The following is a 23644-nucleotide window of genomic DNA, read 5'->3' on the forward strand; positions in this document are numbered from 1 at the left end:
GTCCGGCGGCCTGGCTTCCCGACCTGGCGTCCGTTATGCCCCTCTGAGGGCCGGAACTTTGCGGGGCGGGCTGGGCATGGACGGGGTGGCCGGTGGAATTCGACGACCAGCACCGGACACGGGGAGGCCGGAATGAGCACGCTGACGCGACACCTCAACGGTTCACGCGAGAACGTCCAGATGTACAGCCGGCGGGTCGAGTTGCCCCTGCTGGGCGAGGTGGCCGTACCGCCACCGGACAAGGTCGCCTACTACGCCGGGCTCGGGGTCCTGGCCGCGTTGCAGGTGATCGAGTGGCCGCTCGCCCTGGTGATCACCGCCGGGCATCTCCTAGCGGACCAGCACTTCTCGGGACTGGTACGCGGCCTCGGGGAGGCGATCCAGGAAGCCTGACGAGAGCCGGGTCACGCCCCGGTTGACATGAATCCGGGTTGAGGTCGCAGGCTCGGTGCATGTCGAGCCGAACCACCACCCTCGCCCCAACGTCCACCGGACTGTTCGCGTCTCGGCTGCGGGCGATGACGGTCGGCAGCGTGGCGTTGGTGTCGCTGCTCGCCTTCGAGGCGCTGGCGGTGGGCACGGCCATGCCGACCGTGGCGCGCAGTCTGGACGGCCTGGCGTTGTACGGCATCGCGTTCGGCGGTCCGTTCGCCGCCGGTGTGCTGGCCATGGTCGTCTCCGGCATCTGGTGCGACGCGCGGGGACCGCGGGGACCGATGTGGCATGGCGTCGCCTGGTTCGTGGTGGGACTGCTGATCGCCGGTACGGCGAAGGCGATGACGGCACTGGTGGTCGGCCGGGTGGTGCAGGGCTTCGGCTCCGGGCTGCTCTCGGTCGCGCTCTACGTCATCGTCGGGCAGGCGTACCCGGAGGAACTGCACCGGCGGATCTTCGCCGCGTTCGCGGCGGCGTGGGTCGTACCCTCGCTGGTCGGGCCGGCGCTGGCCGGGCTGATCGTCGAGTACCTGGGCTGGCGGTGGGTCTTTCTCGTGGTCCCGGCGGTGGCCGTCCCGGCGGTGCTGCTGATCCAGCCGGGCCTGCGGTCGCTCGACGCGACCGTGCGGACGCGGCCGCCGGTCGGCGCGGTCGCCCGCATCGGTTGGGCCTGCGGGGCGGGCGCGAGCGCCGCACTGTTGCACATCGGGGGGCAGCAGCGTGGCGTGGCGGCCCTGACGGTGATCGCGCTCGCCCTGGCCGGTCTGGTGATCTGCGCTCCGCGCCTGCTGCCACCCGGGTTCCTCCGGGCGGGCCGGGGGCTGCCCACCGTCGTCGGTCTGCGGGGTCTGGCGTCGGCAGCGTTCGTCGGCGCCGAGGTGGTCATCCCGTTGATGCTGTCCCGGGAGCGGGGACTGTCGCCGACCGCCGCCGGGCTGGTCCTCACCGTGGGCGCGTTGGCCTGGTCGGTGGGCTCCTGGATACAGGGCCGAATTCCGGTGCCGGCCTCCCGGGCCAGCCTGCCGCGCGTCGGCCTGTGCGCGATCACGGCCGGTACGGCGACGGTGGCGCTGGCCGTGCGACCCGAGGTGCCGGTGGCCGTCGCCGTGCTGGGCTGGGCGGTCGCCGGGCTCGGCATGGGACTGCTCTACCCGTCGTTGTCGGTGCTCACGTTGGAGCTGTCCGCACCCGGTGAACAGGGCCGCAACAGCTCGTCGCTGCAACTGGGCGACTCTCTCTTCGCGGCGACCGTACTGGCGCTCACCGGCGCCGTCCTGGCTGCGAGGAGCGCGCCCGGCCCGTCGAGCTATCTGGTGACGCTCGTGGTGGCGGCCGGTCTGGCGTTGCTCGGCGCGTTACTGGCCGGCCGGGTGGTGGTGCCGGGGAGCACCCGGCCGGGCGGGTGATCCACCGACGATTCGGCGCATCGGTCCCGGTCGGGCGTCAGGATGGCAGCGATGAGCTTCCTGACCGTCCTGCCGCTGGCCGTGGTGATGGTCGCCGGGACCCAACTGGTTGTGGCGATCTTCCTCGCCTCGTCCGACCGGCCCCGGGCCGCGTCGTCCGGCTTCCTCGCCGGCGCCGGACTGGTGGTGGTCGCCGGCGTGACGGTGAGCTGGTTGCTGGCCCGGGTGCTGGGCGGGCTGGCGAACGACGCCAGCACGGCCGCCCGCAAGGTCGACAGTGGTCCGGCCATCGACCTGGTGGTCCTCGCGCTGCTGGTGGTCATGGCCGTGGTGATCTGGGTACGCCGCGACCGCTCCGGGCCGCCACGATGGCTGGGCAGCGTCAGCCACGCCGATCCGCGCTGGGCGGCGCGTACGGGCGCGCTGCTCTTCGTGGTGACGCCGACCGACGACCTCACCATGGCGACGGTGGGCGCGACGGTGGCCCGGCACGATCTTCCGTGGTGGCACCTGGTGCCGTTCGTGCTGCTCACCGTGCTGCTGCTCGCCGTGCCGCTACTGGCCCTGGTGCTGCTCGGGTCGAAGGCTGCGCGGGTGCTCGCCCGGATGCGGAGCTGGGCCGAGGGGCACGCCTGGATCGTCAACGAGATCGTGATCGCGTTCTTCGCGCTGCTCACGGTGTTGGACCTGCTCAAGTCGGGGTGAGGTCGCCGTGCCCCGGACACGTACGGGGGAACCGCGCGGAGATGAGAGATGCGCCGGTTCACGTTCGTCTTACGGTGACGCCATGTTCGTTGTCGTCACCACGGTGATCCTCTACGTCTTCGGTTTCGTGTTCCTCTACGGCGTGATCCGGCTGGGCGTCCGGCACGCGCTGGAGGACCTGGAGCTTCAGCGGGCCCGGGCCCGACGTGAAGCGGAACTGGCGGCCGACCGCGACCGCTCGTTCATGCGCGACAACGCGTTCCTCGCGGGCAGTTGAGCCGCGACGTGGGGGTGGCGTCGCGGGACGTGCCCGGTGTCGACGGGCGATCCGGCGGCACGGGTGCGAGGATCGCATCCGTGATGGGAACGTTGAAGACCGAACCGGCCCGCGCCCGCCTGGATCTGCTCGCCCCGCCGGTCGCGGAGGCCATCGCCCAGTGGCCCGCCGAAGCGCCGGTCGACGTCGACGACGTGCTGGTCGCGCCGATCGACGCCGATCTCGCCGACACGGCGGAGTTCTGTGCCGCGTACGAGGTGGGGTTGGACGTGTCGGCCAACTGCGTCGTGGTGGCCGGCAAGCGCGAGGGCGTGGTCCGCTACGCGGCCTGCATCGTGCTGGCGACCACGCGGGCCGACGTGAACGGGGTGGCCCGCAGGGCGCTGGACGTCCGCAAGGCGAGCTTCGCCCCGATGACCGACGCGGTCGAGTTGACCGGCATGGAGTACGGCGGGATCACCCCGATCGGGCTGCCGGCGCAGTGGCCGATCCTGGTGGACGCGCGGGTGATCGCCACCCCGCACGTGATCATCGGGTCCGGCGTACGGCACAGCAAGATCGCGCTGCCCGGGCCGGCGTTGGGCGCGCTGCCCGGCGCGCAGGTGGTGGAAGGCCTGGCCAGGCCGGCCTGACCAGGCATCAGCGTCGATACCGTTGCACGTGAAACATCACGCCTGACCGGCTGCGGCCTCCCGCTGCTCGACCTCGGCCAGCGCGGCGAGGAGCGTGGACGTCTCCTGGGCGCCGCTGACCGCGTACTTCCCCGCCAGCACGAACATCGGCACGCTCGTGATGCCCAGCTCGTGCGCGGCGGCCAGGTCGGCGGCGAGTTCGGCGGTCCGCTCGTCGGAGTCGAGGAACCGGCGGGCGTCGGCGGCGTCGAGGCCGATCGAGCCGGCGATCGTCGCCAGCACCTCCCGGGAGCCGATGTCGAGACCCTTCGTGAAGTGCGCCTGGTACAGGGCCTCGACCATCTCGGCGGCCCGGTCGCGCTCGGCGGCGTAGCCGACCAGCCGGTGCGCGTCGAAGGTGTTCGCGGCCACCGCGTGGTCGTAGTCCAGCCGGAGTCCGTCGCCCGCCGCGACCTGGACCACCCGCTCGACCATCTGTCGCGCCCGCTCGGGGCCACCGAACTTGTTGGCCAGCGCGTCGACCACCGGGAGCGGTTCGGGCACCGGCGACGGGTCGAGCTGGAACGGCCGGTAGCGGACGGTCACCTCGCCGTCGTAGCGGGCGAGTGCCTCGTCCAGGCGACGCTTGCCCAGGTAGCACCACGGGCAGACGACGTCCGCGTAGATCTCGATCTCCATGATCGGTGGCAACTGCCCGTTCAGCCGAGTTGTTCCCGGACCTGCCGCTTGAGCCGGCCCAGGATCGCGGTGCCCCCGCGTACCCGCAGCGGACTGATCGCCTGGGCCAGGCCCATCCGCTGGTAGAGATCGTCCGGAACCGCCAGCACCTCCTCGGCGCTCGCGCCGGCCAGCCCCTCGGCGAGGATCCCGGCGAACGCCCGGGTGGTCGGCGCCTCCGGCGGGCAGTCGAAGAGCGTCTCGACCACCCCGTCCGGCGTCACGGTTGCGCGCAGGAAGAACGCGGTCTGGCACTCGGGCACCTGCTCCATGCCCTCGCGCGCGGTGTCGTCGTCCGGCAGCACGGGAATGACGTCCGCGTACTCCAGCAGCATCTCCAACACCAGGTCGCGCGGCGCGGCGGCGAACTCGTCGACGATCTCGGCCAGTCGGGCCGGCATGTCAGCCATGAGTCGAGGCTACCGCCGGCGCCGACGGATCACGTGGTCGGCGACTGTTCGCTGATCTCACTCAACGCGCTGGTCGGGTCGAGCTGCATGGCCAGGTCACCGAGCGAGACGATGCCCACCAGCTTGCGGTCGGTGTCACAGACCAGCACCCGCCGGATGCCCCGGTCCCGCATGAGCGCCGCGGCCTCCCCGGCCGTGCAGTGCTGCTCGATCATGACCACCTCGCGGGTGACGATCGAGCCGATGGTGGTCGACGCCGGTGACGCGTTCTCGGCGACCGCCCGGACGACGATGTCCCGGTCGGTGAGCATGCCGGCGAGAGTGGCGCCGTCGGTGACCACCACGTCGCCGATGTCCGCCTCCTTCATCACCCTGGCCGCCTCGTCCAGGGTGGTCTCCGCCGACAGGTACACGACCTGCTTGGTCATCACGTCGCTGACCCGGTAACCGGTCATGAGATCCTCCGAAGACGCTTTACCCGATCCGACTGCACTACCCCGTGACGCGGTGGCTACACCAGGTTCGCACGTTCGCGGCCGACCTCGTCGACGATCCGCTCCACCGCGGCGTCCACCGGCAGTTCCGCCCGCCCATCGCCGGCCCGCTCGCGCAGCTCGACGTACCCCTCGGTCAGACGGCGGCCGACCACGACGGCGCGCGGGATGCCGATCAGCTCGGCGTCGGTGAACTTCACCCCGGCCGAGACGTGCGTGCGGTCGTCGACCAGCACGCGCAGGCCGGCGGCGGCCAGCCGCCCGCCGAGGTCCAGCGCCGCGTCGAGCTGCGGGCCCTTGCCCGCCACCACCAGGTGTACGTCGCACGGCGCGACCGCTGCCGGCCAGCGCAGTCCCCGCTCGTCGTGGTGCTGCTCGGCGATGGCCGCGACCGCCCGGGAGATCCCGATGCCGTAGCAGCCCATGGTGGGTCGGACCGGCTTGCCGGCCGGCCCGAGCACGTCGACGGCGAACGCGTCGGTGTAGCGGCGACCAAGCTGGAAGATGTGCCCGATCTCGATGCCCCGCCGGATGGTCAGCTCGCCGTCGGCGCAGTCGGGGCAGGGGTCGCCGGCACGCACCTCGGCCGCCTCGATCGTGCCGTCGGGCGTGAAGTCCCGGCCGCAGACCACGTCGGTGGCGTGCCGACCCGGCTCGTTCGCGCCCGTCAGCCAGGCGGAGCCGGTCACCACCCGGGGATCGACCAGGTAGCGGATGCCCAGCTTGGCGAGCACCTGCGGGCCGAGGTAGCCGCGCACCAGCTCCGGATGGTCGGCCCACTCCTCAAAGATCGTCACCTGCGCCGGCTCCAGCGCGGCGGCGAGCCGCTTCAGGTCGACCTCCCGGTCGCCGGGCAGCCCGACCACCAGGGGTTCGGCGTGGTCCGCCCCGGGCTGGCGGACGGTCAGGACGACGTTCTTCAGGGTGTCGGCGGCGGTCCAGTCGTCGCGGTCGCCCAGCCGCCGGCTGTTCGCCAACTCGACCAGGCTGGCGATCGTCGCGGTCTCGGGGGTGTCGTGCACCCGCGCCGCCGGCTGGGTGTCGGGATCGCCCGCAGCGGGCACGCGGGTGACGACGGCCTCGGTGTTCGCCGCGTAGTCGCAGGCGGTGCAGCCGACGAAGGTGTCCTCGCCGACCGGCGTCGAGGCCAGGAACTCCTCCGATGCCGAGCCGCCCATCGCGCCGGACATCGCGTGCACCACCGTGTGGTCCAGGCCCAGCCGATCGAAGATCCGCTGGTACGCCGCCCGGTGCCGGGCGTACGCGTCCCGCAGGCCCGCCTCGTCCAGGTCGAAGGAGTACGCGTCCTTCATCAGGAACTCCCGGCCACGCAGCACACCGGCCCGGGGCCGCGCCTCGTCGCGGAACTTCGTCTGCACCTGGTAGAGCGTCACCGGGAAATCCCGGTACGAGGTGAACACGTCCTTCACCAGCAGCGCCGCCATCTCCTCGTGGGTGGGCGCCAACAGGTGTGCGGCGCCGCGCCGGTCGGCGAGGGTGAAGAGGAGGTCGCCGTACTCCGTCCACCGGCCGCTGGTGCGGTAAGGCTCGGCGGGCAGCAATGCCGGGAAGTGCACCTCCTGATCGCCGATCGCGTTCAACTCGGCGCGCACCACCTCGGTGATCCGGTCCAGCACCAGCTTGCCCAGCGGCAGCCACGTGTAGCCGCCCGGCGCGGCGCGGCGGATGTACCCGGCGCGCAGCAGCAGCCGATGGCTCGGCACCTCCGCGTCGGCCGGATCCTCGCGCAGGGTCCGCAGCAACAGGGTCGACATGCGTAGCAGCATTCGCGCAGCCTAGGGCCGGGCTGATCGCCCAGGCGACCCAATTCGCCCAGCGCGTCGCCGGCCGGGCAGTCTCGTCGCGGTCGTCGAAACTGACCCGTCCGGGCGGCAACCACCGTTGCCCACGGCGACGTCTGGAGAAGCATCATGTCTCTCCCGCACCACTACCCCAAGGATCGGCACGTGTGGACCCTCTGCTGAGTGAGTTCGACTCGTTCGTCCGTACCCGTACCCCGGCGCTGTTGCGCTCGGCCTACCTGCTCACCGGCGACCAGCACCTGGCCGAGGATCTCGTCCAGTCGGCGCTGGCCCGCACCCACCGCTCCTGGAGCCGCCTGCACCACAGTGGCAACGCTGAGGCGTACACCCGCAAGACCATGTACCACCTGCAGGTGTCCTGGTGGCGCCGCCGTCGGATACCCGAGTCGATGCCGGGCGACCTGCCCGAGCCACGCGGAGGCGGCTCGACCTCCGACCACGCACACCAGACCAGCCTGCGACTCACCCTGCGGGCGGCGCTGGCGAGGCTCTCCCCGAAACAACGTGCCGTGCTGGTGCTGCGGTTCTTCGAGGACCGCACCGAGGCGGAGGCCGCCGACCTGCTCGGTGTCACGGTCGGCACCGTGAAGAGCCAGACCGCCAAGTCCCTGGCCAGGTTGCGCGCCGTGGCACCCGAGCTCGCCGAGCAGTACGTCCTGGAAGGAAGCAACCGATGAACGACGAGCGCCTCCGGCTCGACCTGGCCGCCCTGGCCGACGAGGTCACCTCGGTCGACCTGCGGGACCGTACGCTGCGCACGTCCCGCCGGCTCGGCATCCAGCGCGCGGTGGTCACCTCGGCCGCTGCTCTGGTGCTGATCGCGGCGGCGGCCGGCACCGCGTTCGCCATCCGGCCGGACCAGTCCCCGAACCCGCTGCCCGCGGACGCCCCGTCGGTCACCGCAGCGCCGACGCGGTCGCCCTCCCCGACCCCGTCAGTCAGTGTCGAGGCCCCCGGCAGCCCGCCGCCCAGCAACGGTTCCGGCACGAACGCCCCGGCCGTCCAGTTCGGGAAGATCTTCTACGGCCGTCCCTCGGGGGTCGACGCCAGGAACGCGAATCTACGGTCCTGGCGCCCCGGGGACAGTGTGGTGCGGCTGGCGGCTCTGCCGGACCCGGCGGCGTTGATCCGCGCGAGCATCTCGCCGAACGGGCACCGGGTTGCCTGGGTGCAGCTCGACGCCGACGGCAGTACCAACCTCTACACGGCCAACGTCGACGGCTCAGACAGGCAGCAGATGCGCAAGGAGGTCGAGCAGACCTGCGTCAACCCGGTCTGGTCGCCGGATGGGCGGTACCTGCTGTTCCGCGAGTGGGATCCGACGGTTGGGCCTGGCCGGGTCGGGGTGCTGGACACGCAGTCACCCGAGAAGACCGTGCGCTGGTGGGCCAACAAGGACACGGGATGTGGTGCTCGTTGGTCGCCCGACGGCGAGGTCATCGCGATGATCAACACCGATGGTGGTGTGACGCTCTTCGACAGCAGCGGCAACCGGAAGCGGGACATGCCGGGGCTGGGCCCGACGGGCACCTGGCGGAATGGGGACGTCACCAGCCTCTCTCCGAATGGCGATCGCGTCGCCCTGTACCAACCCGACCCCAGCAGCGAGTACGGGAACGTCGGCGTGGTGCGCGATACCCGAACGGGCGAGGAGATCCGACTGCCACTCGAGGGCCGCAAGTCGCGGCAGGTGTATTTCCGGACTGACGGTTCGATGGTCGTGCGGGTCCAGTCCGGCAGCGGGTACGCCGTGCTGTTGGTGGACGAGAGCGGCAAGAAGATTGCCGAGACCGCCGAACCGGCCAGCCTGAAGGACATTCGGATCCTCGCCGTCGTGAACTGACGACGGGCGCGGGAAGGGGGCGGGTCATCTTCGGGTGGCCCGCCCCTTCGAGGTCTGCGTGACGGTCGTCGCCACGGCGTTGATCACGGCTGGTGAACTGCCTCTCCGCGCTGTCATTCCGCGCCGGGAAGGCGGCCCTCGCATCGGATGTCCGGGTCGGCCACGGGCCGGCGCGGCATCATCCAGTCCAGTGCGGTCTCCTCCACCGGCCAACCGCCCACCGACACGAGGCTGTACGGCACCGCCGCCGCCTGGGGGCACAGGACCTGCGACTCGACCCAGTCGTTGGGCAGGAACCGCACGGCGGCCGTGCGGTCCAGCACGATCGTCGACGTGTCGGTGACCGTGATGAGCGCCCCGAGCACCACCTCCCGGCCGCCCTCGGCCGTACCGTCGCGGGCCGCCGTGCCGTCGCTCGCCGCCGGAGACGTCGAGGCCGGGGTCGCGGACGTCGGGCTCGCGCTCGGGGTCGCCGTCTCAGTGGTGTGCTTCGGGAGCACCTCGACCGCGGCGGTGGGCAGCAGCGGCACCCGAAGGAAGACCGCGCCCATCACCACGGGGAGCACGGCGGCGACCGTGAACGCCAGGCCGTGCGTCAGCGTGGGGGCGATCCATCCGGGAATCGGGCCGGTGAGCAGCAGGGTGGCGGCGGGCGGCACCGCCAGCAGGGCGGCGGTGGACAGCTCGCCCTCCCGGTACGCCGTCCAGATCGCCGGTCCGAGCACGCTGTACGCCAGGACCGCCGCCGCCAGTGGCAGGGCCACGCTGACGAACAGGATGCGGGTCGGCTGATCCGGGTGCAGGTAGCGGGTGCGCAGCGCCAGCAGCCAGAGGCCGAGCATCAGCAGCGACGGCAGGAAGCGGAGCTGCCAGGTGAGCGCCGCCAGCGCGACCGCCGCGCTGATCACCCATCCCGGGGTACGTGCCGTTCCCGAGGCCAGTAGCGAGCGTTCCGGGTCGAACCGGTCAGGGGCGCTGAGCCGGAGCAGTCGACCGAGGACGCCGAAGGTGAGCACGACGACGGGGAACGCCCACACCAGAGCGATCAACAGGGCACTGAGCAGGCCGAGCGGGCTGACGTACTGGACCAGCAGCAGCATCGTGGACATGTCCTGCTGGCTGAGCTGCCAGAGCCGCAGCACCAGTAGGAGGACGGGGAAGGCGGGTAGGAGGGTCAGCAGCCACTGTTGCGCCTGCCGCGCCCCCGCCATCCGACGCGGGCGAACGGCCCAGTGTGAACCGGTGACGACCCGGGGTGCGCCGGGGGCGGCAGTGCGATCCTCTCCCACGGCCACTGTCGCACCTCCACCTTCCTCGGATCGGGTTGCTGCTGTTCCGCGACCGGCTGCGGGAGGTTGTACCCCTGCTGCCATCGGAGGTTGGCGTTGAACGCGTTCTCCCAGGCCGAGTTGTCCTCGTCCTTGGCCGACTCGTAGAGAGCCAGGTCGACCAGGTCGAGCAGGGCCTTGTTGGGGCCGGTGTTGACGCCCCACCGCTCCTGCGGCGACGAGCCGATGTCCCAGTGCCGCAGCGGTTTGACGTTCTTGAGGGTCACGGTGAACCGCTGACCGTCGTCGCCCGGCTGGTCGCCGGTGACGAAGCCGGCGAGGATCGCCGCGTCGGTGGTGACCGCCTGCACCTTGCCGTCGTACATCTCCTGGATGCACTCGCTGATCCGGTTCCGGCCCACCGGCGTGGCACCGGCCTCGGCGAGGCGCTGGATGGACGTCGAGGTGGTCAGCGAGCAGACGGTCAGCCCACGCAGATCCTCCAGGCTGCTCACCTGGCCCTTGAAGTCCTTCAACGTCACCACCGACTGTTCGGTGTGCAGGTACGCGGCCGAGAAGACCGCGCCCTCCTCTCGGCGCTTGTCGTTGATGCTGTACGAGGCGATGACCAGGTCGACGGTCACGAAACCCTCGCCGTCCTGGGCCTGCCGACGGGCCCGGTCCTCACTCTCGATCGGCACGAAACGCACCTGCGAGTGGTCGAACCCGAGATAGCTCGCGATCATGTACGCGATGTCGACGTCGAAGCCCTTCCAGACGTTGTTCGGAAGGCGCTGTGAGATGCCGGGCTGGTCGTCCTTCACCCCGATGATGAGCTGCTGCTTGCCCTTGAGTTGAGCGTCCTCCAGCAGCTCGTCCCGGGTCGGCGGACCCATGGCGAGGACGATCGGGACCAGGGCGGCGGCCAGGACGGCCAGCGCGACGACGAGCCCCACGAGTCGGATCTGACGGGTCCGTGTGGTACGCGACGATGTGTCCGCCGCCGCCGGGGCCGGCCCGGCGGGGCTCGGCTCGCTTGCCTGACTCAACTAGGCCCTCCCCGCTACCCGGCCCGGTGACCGGCCCTCCATTGTGGGGTCTGGGTGCGAGTGAGGGCACCCCGACATCCGGCGGATTGGCGACACCGTCCGGGCGGCCTAGCTGGCCGGATGATCGTCGACGCTGCGGTTGATCGACACGAGTTCGCCGAAGTCGGGGTATCAACTCGACTTCGATACCCCCATATCAGCGACCTCGTGTCGATCAAGGCGGTCGAGCCCGGCGCTGGGCCCGCGCACGGCCCTCGATCAAGGCGGGCGCATGACCTCCGCCACGTCGGCCGATCGGGGCACCGGCCGACGCGCCTGCGGTGAAAGACTGGTCGCCGCAGGCAACGGTGGCGTGAGGGGGGCGCGGGTGCGCTGGCGCAGTTTTGTCGCGGTCGGGGACAGCTTCACCGAGGGTATGGACGACGCGTACCCGGATGGCACCTTCCGGGGGTGGGCCGACCTGGTGGCGACCCGGCTCGCCGCCGAGGCGGGCCCCGACTTCCGGTACGCGAACCTGGCCATCCGGGGCCGGCTCTTCCCGAGCGTGGTCGCCGAGCAGGTGCCCTCGGCGGTGGCGATGAAGCCCGACCTGATCAGCTTCGCGGCCGGCGGCAACGACGTGCTGCGCCGCACCTTCGACCCGGAGACGCTGGTCTCCCGCTTCGACGATGTCGTTCGGCAACTCCGCTCCGGCGGCGCGGACGTGCTGCTCTTCCGATTCGCGGACGTGATGGCACGCCTGCCCGGCCAGCGTCTCGTCGCTCCCCGGGTGCAACTGCTCAACCAGGCGGTCGGCGAGACCGCCGAGCGGCACGGAGCGATCCTGGTCGACCTGTACGCCGACGACACGTTCCTCAACCCGATGCTGTGGAGCACCGACCGGCTGCACCTCTCCCCGGCCGGTCACCGGCGGGTCGCCGGACAGGTGTTGAACGCGCTCGGCGTGGGCTGTGACGAGGAGTGGCTGCTGGTCCCGCCGCACCCGGCGCCGTCGCCGTGGCTCGCCGCGCGTGCGTCCGACCTGCGCTGGGCCGGGCAGTACCTGGCCCCGTGGATCAAGCGGCGGCTCACCGGCCGGTCATCCGGTGACACGGTGACCGCGAAGCGCCCGCTACTCGGGCCGATCGTCGACTGAACCGTGCGCACGTTGCACACCGCGCCGCTGCTGCGCCGCGAACGGGACGGCGAGCCGGTGCCGGAGCACGCAGTGCTGGTCGTCGGCGACCGCGTCGAGGCGGTCGGCCCGCTGGCCGAGCTGACCGAGGCGTACCCGGAGGTGCGGATCCGCCGCTGGGCCGGAGTCCTCGGTCCGGGCCTGCTGCACGACGGCCCGCTGCCGGCCGCACCCACCCCGCGTGAGCGGGTGCACGCGCTGCTGCGTACCGGAGTGACGGCGGTGCTGGTCGACCAGCTCGTCGATCCGGCCCTACGGGGCGCCGTCGACCGCAGTGACCTGCTGGTGCTGGCCGGGCCGGTGGCACCGACCCTGGTGATCGGTGGTCGGGCGGACCTGTCGGTGCACGACGTCGACGGAACCTGCCTCGCGACCGTGGTCGCCGGCCGGATCGTGCACCGACGCGCCTGAACGCGGCAGCGTTAGCTGCGACACCCGTGACCCCCCCGATCCCCGATGGCGGGCCGCCCGGCGGTGTCGCGGCGTACCTTGGGGCTCATGTCTGTGCCGAACGATCCTGATCCCCGCCTCCAGTCGTACGCCGACCCACGGCGGCTGGTCACCACCGACTGGCTGGCCGAGCACCTGGGCGACGAGGGCCTCGTCGTGATCGAGTCCGACGAGGACGTCCTGCTCTACGAATCCGGTCACATCCCCGGCGCCGTCAAGGTCGACTGGCACCTCGACCTGAACGACCAGGTCACCCGGGACTACCTCGACGCGACCAGCTTCGCCGAGATGTGCGCCGCGAAGGGTATCGGTCGGGGCGACACCGTCGTCTTCTACGGCGACAACTTCAACTGGTGGGCCGCGTACGCCCTCTGGGTCTTCTCGCTCTTCGGCCACGTCGACGTGCGGCTGCTCGACGGCGGCCGGCAGAAGTGGGTCGCCGAGGGGCGCGAGCTGACCCGCGACAAGCCGGCCCGGCCCCGCGCCGACTACCCGGTGCCGCTGCGGGACGACGCGCCGCTGCGCGCGTTCCGCGAGCAGGTGATGGCCCACATCGCGGTGGGTCGGCCGCTGGTCGACGTCCGGTCCCCGGGCGAGTACACCGGCGAGATGCTGCACATGCCGGACTACCCGCAGGAGGGCGCGTTGCGGGGCGGGCACATCCCGGGCGCGGTCAACAAGCCGTGGAAGTCCGCCGCGAACGAGGACGGGACGTTCAAGTCCGCCGACGAGCTGAAGGCGATCTACGCTGACCAGCTCGGGCTCAGCCCGGACGACGACGTGATCGCGTACTGCCGGATCGGCGAGCGGTCCAGCCACACCTGGTTCGTGCTGCGGCACCTGCTCGGCTACCCGCAGGTGCGCAACTACGACGGCTCGTGGACAGAGTGGGGCAACCTGGTCCGGGCGCCGGTGGTGAAGGGCGACCAGCCCGGCGGCATCGCCGCCTGAGACGCGGGATCGACCGGCTGGGCCCCCCGAGGCCCAGCCGGCCAGCTCCAGCGCACCGCGCCTCAGCCGGGCGGCACCAGCACATCCCGCTTCAGCCGGCCAGCGCCAGCACGCCGCGCAGGTCGGCGATGATCCCAGTGATCTCGCCGGTCTCCGGGTCCCAGCGCGCCAGGGCGGCCGGTTCCAGGCGCAGCAGCACTGCGCCCTTGTTGTCCCAGCCCAACACCGGGCAGCAGCCCTTGCCGCGGTCCCGCCCGAGGTCGAGCAGGTGGGTCACCGAGCCGGTACGGGAGTCCAGCACGGCCACCCCCTCCGCGCCGCTGATCTGGTTGTTGACGATCCACGCGGCGCTGGCCAGCCGGCCCCCGTGCAGCCAACCCCGGCCGTAGAACTCGTTGACCTGATAGGGCGGCGGCAGCCCGTCAAAGGTGATCCGCGATTCGGAGCGGACCGGGCCGTCGAAGGCGGTCCGGCTCTGCAGCTTCAGGTCACCGCGCTCGCCGACCATCTCGAGCAGAGCCGCCCCACGGCCGGCCTCCGGATCGGGCGTGACCACGTTCCAGGCCGACACGTCGGTGGTGCTGGCCGCCTCGGTGTCCCGCTGCACCACGTACGTCCGGTTGTCGCCGCCGACCAGCACCCGGTCGTACGCCCACACCACCAACTCCAGGTAGCCGTCGAGTGGGATGCGACGTACGCCCGCCGTGGTGAGGTCGACCATGATCAGCTCGTTGGTCTGCGCGAACGCCGCCCACCGGCCGTCCGGCGACAGGACACCCGGCTTGACCGCGGTCGCCTCGTTGCCGCTCTCATCCCAGGTGGGTGCCGGCGTCACCACGTCCAGACTGCGGACCACGCCGTCGTCGCCGAGGATTCGGATCGGGCCGTCCGGTTGACCCTCCTCGCTCAGTGGCTGGAACAGCGCCAGCGCCCGCTGGACCGGTCGCGCGGACAGCGCCACGGTCGGCGGCCCGCTGATCCGGCTCAGCGGATCGGGTGGGTACGTCAGCTTGGCGGGCGGGCGCTGCACGGGGCTGGCGTGGGTGGGCGCGACGGTCGGCGCCACCGGATGGGTCAGGCGTGGATCGGGGGACGGCCGCAGGGCGACCGCCGCGCCACCGGCCAACGCCACGGCCACGACGACCGCGCCGACCGCCCGTCGGGTACGTCGGGTACGTCGCGCCCGGTCCCAGCCAGTCGACGCCGGTGCACTGGGCAGCACGTCCTGCACGGTGACGGTGAACAGGTCGCGCAGGTTCTGCTCGTTCACTGGTTCACCTCCACACCGTTGGCGCCCCGACCCGGTCGGTCGTCCCCGGTGAGGGCGGGAGCAACCTCGCGGAGCCGCCGCAGCGCCAGGTGGCACTGGCTCTTCACCGTGCCCACGGTCACCCCGAGCGCCTCGGCCGTGGCGACCTCGGTCAGGTCCTCGTAGTAACGCAGCACCAGCACGGCCCGCTGCCGCGGCGGCAGCATCCCCAGCGCGTCGTGCAGGGTCAGCCGCAGCGCGCCGTCCCGGTCCGGCGCGGCCCGCTCCGGCGGCGTGGCGCTGAGCCACTCCCGGCGGCGACGTCGCCACCAGGACACCGCGTCCCGGTAGAGGATGGCCCGTACGTACGCGGCGGGATCGCCGTCGCGGACCGAGGTCCAGCGCAGCGCCAGCTTCAGCAGGGCGTCCTGGAGAAGGTCCTCGGCCTGGTGCCGGTTGCCACAGATCAGGAAGGCCGCGCGCAGGAGCCGGTGCTGGTTGCTCTCCACGAAGGCGAGGTAGCCGTCGCGGCCGTCGTCCGCCGTCGATCCCATCCGCACCCCTTCCGGCCGCCCGCGGTGCGCGTCACCCGACAGACGCACGGGAGGGCGGAAAAGGTTGGACCGATTTTCCGGCCGGTCGCAGGATCCGCCACGCCACCACCGTCACCAGCGCGAAGACGCCCGCCGCCGCGCCCACCACCGGGACCGTCCCGTGGGCGGCGGCGACCAGCCCGGCGAGTCCCGCGCCGACCGGCGCGGTGAGCAGACCGACCATCCGCTGGGCGGCGCCGACCCGGCCCAGCAGTCTCGACGGCACCTCCCGCTGACCGTACGACGCCCACAGGCTGTTCCACACCACCGTCCCGGCCGCGAAGACGGCAAGCGCGAACGCGCCCGGCACCGGATGCCGGGCCAGCGCGAAGCCGGTCAGCGCCACGGTCTGCATGGCGAGAACCGCACCCAGCGCCGGTACGGTGCCGAGCCGGGCGGCGAGCCGGTTCGATCCCAGCGCCCCGGCCACCCCGCCGAGGATCACCGACGCGGCGAACAGCCCGTACCCGGCCGGCGGTATCCGCAGCACGTCCAGCGCGTAGAGCACCAGCACCGCCATGATGCCGGAGATCGCCAGGTTGCTCGCCGCGGCGAGCAGGGTGACCCGCAACATGGTCCGGTGCGCGCGCAGCCACCGCACTCCCTCGACGACGTCGCCCCAGACGGACGCGCGCCCGGTCGTCGGCGTGGCGGGTACGGCGGCCGGAGCGGTGAGGGCGAGCACGAGCAGGGCGGCCACCGCGAAGGTGACGGCGTCGAGAGCGAACGGGAGGGCGGGAGCGGCGGCGAACAGGACACCGGCGGCGGGAGCGCCGAGGAAACCCCGGCCACCGCCGAACCCGCCTGGAGGCGGCCGTTCGCCCGGGGCAGCGCGTCCGGCGGCAGCAGGGCCGGGAGCATCGCGAAAGAGGCGGCGTCGAAGAGCGTTCCCAGCACGGCGAGCAGGAACGCCGCCACCAGCAGTAGCCCGATGCCGGCCCGGTCGACGGCCACCGCCACGGCCACCGCCGCCACCACTGCGGCGCGTACCCCGTCGATGCCGGCCATCGTCCGGCGGCGGTCCCAGCGGTCCGCGTACACCCCGCCGAGCAGGCCGAAGAGCAGCGGCGGCACCTGCGCGGCCACGGTGACCGCGGCGATGACCCGGGGGTCGCGGGTCAGCGTGGCCGCCAGCAGCGCCAGCGCCGGCATCCGCAACGCGTCCCCGAAGCGGGACGCCACGGCGGCGGACCAGAGCAGCCGGAAGTCCCGGCCCAGAACGGAGGAGGTCATGCCGCCGACCGTGCCGGTTCGACCGGGTCGAGGGTCAAGCCGCCGGGCGAAAGGGGGACGCGGGCCGCCGGTGATCTTGGGTACGGTGAGCGCCGGCATCGGGACCGGGGAGAGCACAGGCGTGGACCACACCTTCCAGGTCGACCTGCGTGGCGTGGTCGACCTGCTCAGCCATCACCTCTACGGCAGCCCTCGGGTCTACGTCCGGGAGCTGCTCCAGAACGCCGTGGACGCGATCACCGCCCGGCGTACCACCGAGCCGGACGCGCCGGCGCTGGTCCGGATCGAACCGCCGGAGATCACCGGGGATGGCACCCTCCGGGTGCACGACACCGGCGTGGGCCTGACCGAGGCGCAGGTACACGAGCTGCTGGCGACCATCGGCCGCAGCTCCAAGCGTGACGAGTTGGGCTTCTCCCGGCACGAGTTCCTCGGCCAGTTCGGCATCGGCCTGCTCTCCTGCTTCCTGGTGGCCGACGAGATCCAGGTGCTCACCCGCCACGGCGACGATCCCACCGTCCGGTGGACCGGGTACGCCGACGGCCGGTACGCGGTTACCGTCGCGCCGCCGGAGCAGGCCCGCGCCGAAGTGGGCACCACCGTGACGCTGGTGCCCCGCCGTGCTGCCGATCAGTGGTTCAGCACCCCGACCGTCGTCGACCTGGCGCGGCTCTTCGGCGCGTTGCTGCCGGTCACCGTCCGGGTCGGCGACGTGGTCACCACCGTCGGTGAGCCGCCCTGGCCGACGACGCCGGGCACGCCGGTCGATCGGGCGGCGCTGATCGCGTACGCCCGCGAGACGCTCGGGGTGGACCCGTTCGACGTGCTGCCGCTGAGTGTCCCCGAGGCCGGGCTGACCGGTGTCGCCGTCATCCTGCCCACCCCGGTGAACCCGGCGGCCCGTGCCGGGCACCGCGTCTACCTCAAGCGGATGCTGCTCACCGAGAACGCCGACGGCCTGCTGCCGGACTGGGCGTTCTTCGCGCACTGCGTCGTCGACGCGAGCGAGTTGCGTCCGACGGCCAGCCGCGAGGCCCTGTACGAGGACACCCTGCTGACCGCGACCCGGGAGGCGCTCGGCGACCAGGTACGCGGCTGGCTGGTCCGGCTGGCGCGACACGACCCGCACCGGTTGGCCCAGTTCCTCCAGGTGCACCACCTCGGCGTGAAGGCGCTGGCCCTGCACGACGACGACATGCTCCGGCTGGTCGACAGGTGGTGGCCGATGGACACCAACGTCGGCACGCTCACCCTCGCCGAGTTCCGGGAACGCCACGGGGTGGTCCGCTACGCGGCCAGCCTCGACGAGTTCCGCCAGCTCGCCGCGGTGGCCGCCGCGCAGGACCTGGCCGTCGTCAACGCCGGTTACACCTACGACACCGAGCTGATCGAGCGACTGCCGGCGGTGGACCGTTCGGTGCTGATCGAACGGCTCGAGCCGAGTGACCTCACCACCCGGTTCGAGGCCCTCGACCCGTCCGTGGAACTGGCGCTGCGGCCGTTCCTCACCGCCGCGCAGCGGGCCGTCGAGCGTTCCGGTTGCGAGGTGGTCATCCGGGCGTACGACCCGGTATCGCTGCCCGCGCTCTACCTGGTCAGCCGGTCGGCGGCGTTCAACGACCAGCTCGCCGCCAGCCGCGACCGGGCCGACGAGCTGTGGGGTGGGGTGCTCGACGCGCTCGCCGCCACCGCCCCACCGGACCGCCCGCAACTGGTGCTCAACCATCGCAACCCGCTGGTGCGGCGGGTCACGATGCTGGGCGACCCGGAGCTGGTCGGGCTCGCCGTCGAGGCGCTGTACGGGCAGGCGCTGCTGCTCGGGCACCATCCGATCCGCGCGGCCGACGCCGCGCTGCTGAACGATTCCTTCCTCGGCCTGCTCGGCCGGGCCGTGCCGGGACGGGAGCAGGAATGAGCGACGAGGACCTGTGGCGGGTGCTGCGTGGCATCGCCGACATGCCGTACGGGGCGGGGCAGATCGCCGCGCTGGAGCAGTTGCTGCGCCGGGTGGACGCCGCCGACGACCGGCACCTCGCCTTCGTCACCCGCATGCAGGCGACGACCGGGTACGTCTACGGGGGCGAGCCGGCGAAGTCCTTCGTCACGTTCTCCTGGTGCCTGTCCGAGTTCGACCGTGACCCGCAGCCCTACCACCAGCAGCACCTGCACCAGTTGCTGTGGCACTTCAAGTACATGGTGTCGGGTCTGCTGAAGTTCCCCGAGGTGCCACTGGACCGCACGTACGGCGTGCTGGACGACATGGAGCGGCGCTACCGGGCCGGCGGGCACAGTCTGCAGACCGTCCACAAGCACCGGTTCCGGGTCGCCGACCACGTGGGCGACGCCGAGGCTGCCGCGCACTGGTACCGGCTGTGGCAGACGACGCCCCGTGACGAACTGTCCGACTGTGCGGGTTGTGACCCGACGAGCCAGGTGGGCTACCTCGCCGACACCGGTCGGGACGCCGAGGCGGTGGCCCTCGCCGAGCCGGTGCTCGCCGGTCGGCTCACGTGCACCGAGCAGCCGCAGGCGATCCTCACGGCGCTTCTGCTGCCGTATCTGCGTACCGGCCGGGGTGAGTCGGCGCGCGACGCGCACCGGGAGGCGTACCGCAAACTGCGCGGCAGCCTTGCCGACCTGTGGGACATCGGCGACCACATCGAGTTCTGCACGCTCACCGGCAACGAGGCGCGGGCGGTCGAGCTGGTCGAACGGCACCTGGACTGGCTGGACCGACCGCCGTCGCCGGCCGCCGCCATGCACTTCGCGGCGACCGCCGCCGCCGCGCTGCGCCAGGCCGGCGTGGCCACCGTGTACCGCCGGGCCGCCGAGGGCCGGCCGGCGGCCGAGGTTCCGGCGTCGGCGCTGGCCGACGAGTTGGCCGACCGGGCGACCGAGCTGGCCGCCCGTTTCGACGCCCGCAACGGCACCACCCACCAGTCGCAGTGGATCGCCCGTCGGCTCGCCGTACGACCGAGTGGCGAGCACGTGCCGCTGTCCGCGAGCGTCCGTCGCCGTCCGGCCCGAACCGGTGGGGACGCGCCGGTCGGCGGGGCGGCGCCCGCGTCCGAGCGGCCTGGCCGGGCACCGGTCGAGGTGTCCGCCGTGGCTCTACCCGCCGATGCCGACGAGCTGCTGACCGTCGCCGAGGAGAGCTGGGGCCAGCACGACCGGGCCACCTTCCAGGCGGCGCTGGCCGCGTACGACGACCGGTTCGACTCCGCCGACCTGCCGCCGCGTACGGTCGCGCACCGACTGTCGCTGCGGGCGGCCGAGCGGGGCGACGAGGACGACGTCGAGGGTGCGGTCGAGCTGAACCGGGCGGCGTTGGACCTGTACCGCTCCGCGGGCGAGGAGCTGCCCGCCCAGGTGGTCGCGGGGCGGCTGGGTGTGCTGCTGACCCGCGCCGACGAGCACGCCGAGGAGGGGCTGACGCTGGTCCGGGAGGCCGCCGAGACCCTGGATCGGCTCGGCGACCCCGGCAACGCGCCGCCGGGTACGACCGGCTGGCGTTGGCGCTGCTGCACCGGCACCGGTGGGCGGACGCCCTCGCGGCCCTGGACCGGGTACCGGCCGACGCCGGTGGCGACGAGCACCTGGCGGCCCGGGTCGCGCTGCACCGGGCACATCTGCTGGAGCAGTCCGACCGCGTCGACGAGGCCCGTGCCGCCGCCGTCCAGGCCCGCCGGATGGCCCGTGAGCTGGGCGTCGACGAGCTGGTCACGGCCGCCTGCCTGGCCTGCGCGCGGACGGTCGACGATCCGGCGGAGGCGGTGGCCGCCTGCGACGAGGCGCTGCGGGTGGCACCGGCGGACGCGGAGCTGCCCGTCCGGGTCGCCCGCGCGCGGGCACTGCTCTCCGCCGGGCGGGCCGCCGACGCGGTGGACGACTTCGTCGAGGCGGTGACGCTCTGCGTGGAGCGGGGCGCCGAGGGGGACGCGTTCCTGCGCTGGGAGTTGGCGAACGCGTACCGGGTGGTGGGTCGACTCGCCGAGGCGGCCGAGGTCGCCGAGGAGGCCGTGCTCGGCCTGGACCGCCTGGGCGCCCAGGCGGAGGCCGACCGCTGCCGGCACCTGCTGGCCGGCGTGTACGGCGGGCTCGGCGAGATCGACCCCGCGTTGGCTCTGCTGGAGCAGTTGTCCGTCAACCTGGACGGCCCGGACAACCTGCCCATCCGGGCCCAGGTGCTGGAGGAGGCCGGCGGGATCCTGTACGACGCCGACCGCGACGCTGCGGCCGCCGAGCGGTTCGCCGCCGCCGCTACGGCGTACCGGCTCGCCGATCTGCCGCTGGACGAGCTGCGGGCCCGCCGCCGGGAGGCGTACGCCTGGTTCTGGTCCGACAACCTGCCGGAGGCGGTCCGGGTCGTCGAACTGGCGGACGGGCTGGCGGCGGTGTTGGCCGGGCAGCCGGAGCCGCCGCCACCGGTGACGTACGAGCTGGCGATGACGGCCGAGACCGGCGCGCGGGTGCTGACCGGGGAGGGCCGGGCGGACGAGGCGCTGGAACGGCTCGCCGGGGTGCCCGACCGGCTGCGGTCGATCGAGGCCTTCGGTGAGGCCGCCCAGGTGGAGATCCTCGTCGGTGAGCTGCTGCTCCGACTGGACCGGCCGGTCGAGGCGGAGCCGCTGTTGCGTCGCGTGCTCGGTGGGTTGCCGGCCGGATCGCGGCCGGTCCGCCAGACCGCGTGGTTGCTGGCCCGTGCGTTGGACCTGCTCGACCGGCCCGCCGAGGCGGCCGCCCTGCGACAGGAGCACGACCTCGACCCGGACGACTGACCGCTGCGGCGAACCGACCGGTATCCGTCGCCCCACCGTGTCCAGCTCGCGGTCTACGCTTGCCCGGTGACGGTGGAGCAGCAGGCACGGGGGGCGGCGGGTACGGGCCGGCGCCGGTCCCGCAAGGACGAGATCCTGGAGATCGCGGTCGGTCTGTTCGCCGCCCGCGGCTACCACGGCGTGTCGATGGACGACATCGGCGCGGCAGCCGGGGTGACCGGTCCGGCGCTCTATCACCACTTCGCCGGCAAGGAGGCGATGCTGGCCGCGGCGCTGATCCCGGTCAGCGAGGGGCTGCTGGCCGGCGGGCGGGAACGCGCCGCCGGGCACCCGGACGACCCGCGCGGCGTGCTGGAGTCCCTGATCGACTTCCACGTCGAGTTCGCGCTGGCCAACCCGGCCGTGATCGCGCTGCACCTGCACGAGCTGGACCGCCTGCCGGAGGAGCCGCGACGACGGATCCGCCGGCTGCAACGGATGTACGTCGAGGAGTGGGTGACGGTGCTCACGGCGTTGCACCCGGGCATGCCCGACGGCGAGGCTCGGGTGCTCGCGCACGCCGCGTTCGGCCTGATGAACTCGACTCCGTTCCTCGGCGGCGAGGTGGACCGGCGACGTCGGGCCGAGCTGTTGCGCGGAGCGACGCTGGCCGCGCTGCTCGCCTGAGCCCGACTCGTCAGAAGTACGCCGGTCATGATTCCCTGACATCGTCCCAACATCCGGACGCCGGGAGGAAACATGATCGAGTCACTGCTGGTCGCCAATCGGGGCGAGATCGCCCGCCGGGTCATCCGGACCGCCAAGCGGCTCGGCATCCGCGCGATCGCGGTGTACTCGGAGGCGGACGCCGACCTGCCGTTCGTCACCGAGGCGGACGAGGCGGTCCTCATCGGCCCGCCGAACCCGGCGCAGAGCTACCGCAACGTCGAGGCGATCCTCGCCGCCGCCAAGTCGACCGGCGCGCAGGCCATCCACCCCGGCTACGGCTTCCTGTCGGAGAACGCGGAGTTCGCTCGTACCGTCGAGGCCAGCGGGCTGATCTGGGTCGGACCCGGCGCGGACGCGATCAGCGCGATGGGCGACAAGATCAATGCTCGGAACCTGATGACGGCGGCCGGCGTGCCGGTCGCGCCCGGCACCACCGATCCGGCCGCCGACCTGGACGCGGCCGTGACGGCCGCCGCCGAGATCGGCTACCCGGTGATGGTCAAGGCTGCCGCCGGTGGCGGCGGCATGGGCATGGGCGTGGCCGCCGACGAGGCCGCGTTGCGCACCGAGTACGACAAGGTGCGCGCCTTCGCCGAGCGGATGTTCGGTGACGGCTCGGTGCTGATCGAGCGGTATTTCCCCCGGGTGCGGCACGTCGAGGTGCAGATCCTCGGCCTGGCCGACGGTCGGGTGGTGGCGCTCGGCGAGCGGGAGTGCTCGGTGCAGCGACGCAACCAGAAGCTCGTCGAGGAATCCCCGTCGCCGGCGGTCTCGCCGGAACTGCGGGCGCGCCTCCTGGCGGCGGCGGTGCGGGCGGGCGAGGCCGTCGGCTATCGCAACGCTGGCACGGTGGAATGCCTGCTGGACCCCACCTCCGGTGAGTTCTTCTTCCTTGAGATGAACACGCGGTTGCAGGTGGAGCACCCGGTGACCGAGTACGTCTACGGGATCGACCTGGTCGAGGAGCAGTTGCGGGTGGCGTCCGGGCTGGCGCCGACGTTCGATCCGGACGCGCTCGCGCCGAGCGGGCACGCCATCGAGATGCGGATCAACGCCGAGGACCCGAAGCGCTTCCTGCCCGGCCCCGGTGTGATCCGGACCTGGGTGGAGCCGACCGGCGAGGGGGTCCGGGTGGATTCCGGCTACACCGGCGGCAACACGGTCACGCCGTTCTACGACAGCCTGCTGGCCAAGCTGATCGTCACCGGCACGACCCGCGACGAGGTCCTGGAACGCGCGCAGGAAGCGGTCGCCGCCTTCCAGATCGAGGGCCCGAAGAACAACGTCCCGTTCTTCGCCGAGCTGTTGGGCAACGAGGAGTTCCGCTCCGGCGCCTACGACACGGGCATCGTCTCCCGGATGCGCTGACCCCACCCCTGCCTGTAGTTGATCAAGAGGTTTGCGTCGTCCGGGGCCGGAATTTTGACGCAAACCTCTTGATCGACGCCG

General features: G+C 72.4%; 24 protein-coding genes and 1 pseudogene. 15 read left to right on the plus strand and 10 right to left on the minus strand.

The window, feature by feature from the left end; genetic code table 11:
• Positions 1 to 132: 132 nt before the first annotated feature.
• The 5 genes from ACQP0N_RS00120 (at position 133) to ACQP0N_RS00140 (ending at position 3455) form a co-directional block, all read left to right on the plus strand.
• Positions 133 to 393: a hypothetical protein gene (locus ACQP0N_RS00120; RefSeq protein WP_433116588.1), complete on the plus strand. Its 261-nt coding sequence runs from the start codon at positions 133 to 135 to the stop codon at positions 391 to 393.
• A 59-nt stretch (positions 394 to 452) separates the two neighbouring features.
• Entirely contained in the window at positions 453 to 1841 is a 1389-nt protein-coding gene (locus ACQP0N_RS00125) for an MFS transporter (RefSeq protein ID WP_433116590.1), read from the plus strand.
• A 51-nt stretch (positions 1842 to 1892) separates the two neighbouring features.
• Positions 1893 to 2546: a GAP family protein gene (locus tag ACQP0N_RS00130; RefSeq protein WP_433116592.1), complete on the plus strand. Its 654-nt coding sequence runs from the start codon at positions 1893 to 1895 to the stop codon at positions 2544 to 2546.
• 82 nt (positions 2547 to 2628) lie between these two features.
• Positions 2629 to 2823, plus strand: a complete 195-nt coding sequence (locus tag ACQP0N_RS00135; protein WP_433116594.1) for a hypothetical protein — start codon at positions 2629 to 2631, stop codon at positions 2821 to 2823.
• Between the two features lie 83 nt (positions 2824 to 2906).
• Entirely contained in the window at positions 2907 to 3455 is a 549-nt protein-coding gene (locus ACQP0N_RS00140) for a YbaK/EbsC family protein (RefSeq protein ID WP_357129854.1), read from the plus strand.
• A 36-nt stretch (positions 3456 to 3491) separates the two neighbouring features.
• Here the strand turns inward: ACQP0N_RS00140 and ACQP0N_RS00145 are convergent, their stop codons facing one another.
• The 4 genes from ACQP0N_RS00145 to ACQP0N_RS00160 are packed head-to-tail and all read right to left on the minus strand — an operon-like array spanning position 3492 to position 6863.
• Complete coding sequence (locus ACQP0N_RS00145; protein WP_433116596.1) at positions 3492 to 4133, minus strand: DsbA family oxidoreductase; 642 nt, start codon at positions 4131 to 4133, stop codon at positions 3492 to 3494.
• A gap of 20 nt (positions 4134 to 4153) precedes the next feature.
• Positions 4154 to 4582, minus strand: coding sequence for a SufE family protein (locus ACQP0N_RS00150; protein WP_357392216.1), 429 nt, complete (start codon positions 4580 to 4582; stop codon positions 4154 to 4156).
• Between the two features lie 29 nt (positions 4583 to 4611).
• Positions 4612 to 5037, minus strand: coding sequence for a CBS domain-containing protein (locus ACQP0N_RS00155; protein WP_355048549.1), 426 nt, complete (start codon positions 5035 to 5037; stop codon positions 4612 to 4614).
• Between the two features lie 56 nt (positions 5038 to 5093).
• Positions 5094 to 6863, minus strand: coding sequence for a proline--tRNA ligase (locus ACQP0N_RS00160; RefSeq protein ID WP_433116598.1), 1770 nt, complete (start codon positions 6861 to 6863; stop codon positions 5094 to 5096).
• A 182-nt stretch (positions 6864 to 7045) separates the two neighbouring features.
• Here ACQP0N_RS00160 and ACQP0N_RS00165 point away from each other — a divergent pair, with 182 nt between their 5' ends.
• A complete protein-coding gene (locus ACQP0N_RS00165) occupies positions 7046 to 7576 on the plus strand; it encodes a SigE family RNA polymerase sigma factor (RefSeq protein WP_433116600.1) in 531 nt (176 codons plus the stop codon).
• Positions 7573 to 8742, plus strand: a complete 1170-nt coding sequence (locus ACQP0N_RS00170) for a TolB family protein (RefSeq protein WP_433116602.1) — start codon at positions 7573 to 7575, stop codon at positions 8740 to 8742. Before ACQP0N_RS00165 ends, ACQP0N_RS00170 begins: the two co-directional genes overlap by 4 nt.
• 113 nt (positions 8743 to 8855) lie before the next feature.
• Here the strand turns inward: ACQP0N_RS00170 and ACQP0N_RS00175 are convergent, their stop codons facing one another.
• Together ACQP0N_RS00175 and ACQP0N_RS00180 are read right to left on the minus strand one after the other, a co-directional pair.
• A complete protein-coding gene (locus ACQP0N_RS00175; RefSeq protein ID WP_433116604.1) occupies positions 8856 to 9953 on the minus strand; it encodes a hypothetical protein in 1098 nt (365 codons plus the stop codon).
• Positions 9917 to 10966, minus strand: coding sequence for a transporter substrate-binding domain-containing protein (locus ACQP0N_RS00180; RefSeq protein ID WP_396803576.1), 1050 nt, complete (start codon positions 10964 to 10966; stop codon positions 9917 to 9919). Before ACQP0N_RS00180 ends, ACQP0N_RS00175 begins: the two co-directional genes overlap by 37 nt.
• A 460-nt stretch (positions 10967 to 11426) precedes the next feature.
• Between ACQP0N_RS00180 and ACQP0N_RS00185 the strand changes: the two genes are divergently transcribed.
• The 3 genes from ACQP0N_RS00185 to ACQP0N_RS00195 all read left to right on the plus strand — a co-directional run bounded on the left by ACQP0N_RS00185 (position 11427) and on the right by ACQP0N_RS00195 (position 13634).
• Positions 11427 to 12194, plus strand: a complete 768-nt coding sequence (locus ACQP0N_RS00185) for an SGNH/GDSL hydrolase family protein (RefSeq protein ID WP_355048786.1) — start codon at positions 11427 to 11429, stop codon at positions 12192 to 12194.
• Positions 12195 to 12197: 3 nt separating this feature from the next.
• Complete coding sequence (locus tag ACQP0N_RS00190; RefSeq protein ID WP_433116607.1) at positions 12198 to 12644, plus strand: imidazolonepropionase-like domain-containing protein; 447 nt, start codon at positions 12198 to 12200, stop codon at positions 12642 to 12644.
• Between the two features lie 87 nt (positions 12645 to 12731).
• Complete coding sequence (locus tag ACQP0N_RS00195) at positions 12732 to 13634, plus strand: sulfurtransferase (protein WP_433116608.1); 903 nt, start codon at positions 12732 to 12734, stop codon at positions 13632 to 13634.
• 91 nt (positions 13635 to 13725) lie between these two features.
• On the opposite strand, the gene ACQP0N_RS00200 is transcribed toward ACQP0N_RS00195, so the two are convergent.
• From ACQP0N_RS00200 to ACQP0N_RS00215, 4 genes and pseudogenes are all read right to left on the minus strand, one after another.
• Entirely contained in the window at positions 13726 to 14904 is a 1179-nt protein-coding gene (locus ACQP0N_RS00200) for a hypothetical protein (RefSeq protein ID WP_433116610.1), read from the minus strand.
• Positions 14901 to 15437 carry a SigE family RNA polymerase sigma factor gene (locus tag ACQP0N_RS00205; RefSeq protein ID WP_433116612.1) on the minus strand — a complete coding sequence of 179 codons (537 nt, stop codon included), beginning with the start codon at positions 15435 to 15437 and terminating at the stop codon, positions 14901 to 14903. Before ACQP0N_RS00205 ends, ACQP0N_RS00200 begins: the two co-directional genes overlap by 4 nt.
• Positions 15438 to 15468: 31 nt before the next feature.
• Positions 15469 to 16176, minus strand: a complete 708-nt coding sequence (locus ACQP0N_RS00210) for a hypothetical protein (RefSeq protein ID WP_433121912.1) — start codon at positions 16174 to 16176, stop codon at positions 15469 to 15471.
• A 140-nt stretch (positions 16177 to 16316) separates the two neighbouring features.
• Positions 16317 to 16808: pseudogene (locus ACQP0N_RS00215) on the minus strand (MFS transporter); the annotation flags it as partial.
• 22 nt (positions 16809 to 16830) lie between these two features.
• On the opposite strand from ACQP0N_RS00215, the gene ACQP0N_RS00220 reads away from it, so the two are divergent.
• The 5 genes from ACQP0N_RS00220 to ACQP0N_RS00240 all read left to right on the plus strand — a co-directional run bounded on the left by ACQP0N_RS00220 (position 16831) and on the right by ACQP0N_RS00240 (position 23563).
• Entirely contained in the window at positions 16831 to 18624 is a 1794-nt protein-coding gene (locus ACQP0N_RS00220; RefSeq protein WP_433116614.1) for an HSP90 family protein, read from the plus strand.
• Positions 18621 to 20615 carry a hypothetical protein gene (locus tag ACQP0N_RS00225; RefSeq protein ID WP_433116616.1) on the plus strand — a complete coding sequence of 665 codons (1995 nt, stop codon included), beginning with the start codon at positions 18621 to 18623 and terminating at the stop codon, positions 20613 to 20615. Before ACQP0N_RS00220 ends, ACQP0N_RS00225 begins: the two co-directional genes overlap by 4 nt.
• Positions 20510 to 21487 (plus strand): hypothetical protein, encoded by a 978-nt coding sequence (locus tag ACQP0N_RS00230; protein ID WP_433116618.1) that lies wholly within the window; start codon positions 20510 to 20512, stop codon positions 21485 to 21487. Before ACQP0N_RS00225 ends, ACQP0N_RS00230 begins: the two co-directional genes overlap by 106 nt.
• A 66-nt stretch (positions 21488 to 21553) precedes the next feature.
• Positions 21554 to 22153 carry a TetR/AcrR family transcriptional regulator gene (locus ACQP0N_RS00235; protein WP_355048539.1) on the plus strand — a complete coding sequence of 200 codons (600 nt, stop codon included), beginning with the start codon at positions 21554 to 21556 and terminating at the stop codon, positions 22151 to 22153.
• Between the two features lie 72 nt (positions 22154 to 22225).
• On the plus strand, positions 22226 to 23563 hold the full coding sequence (locus tag ACQP0N_RS00240) for an acetyl-CoA carboxylase biotin carboxylase subunit (RefSeq protein ID WP_433116620.1): 1338 nt from the start codon (positions 22226 to 22228) through the stop codon (positions 23561 to 23563).
• The last annotated feature ends 81 nt before the right edge of the window (positions 23564 to 23644 follow it).

It is taken from the genome of Micromonospora sp. CA-246542, from assembly GCF_050942905.1.
Classification (GTDB): domain Bacteria; phylum Actinomycetota; class Actinomycetes; order Mycobacteriales; family Micromonosporaceae; genus Micromonospora.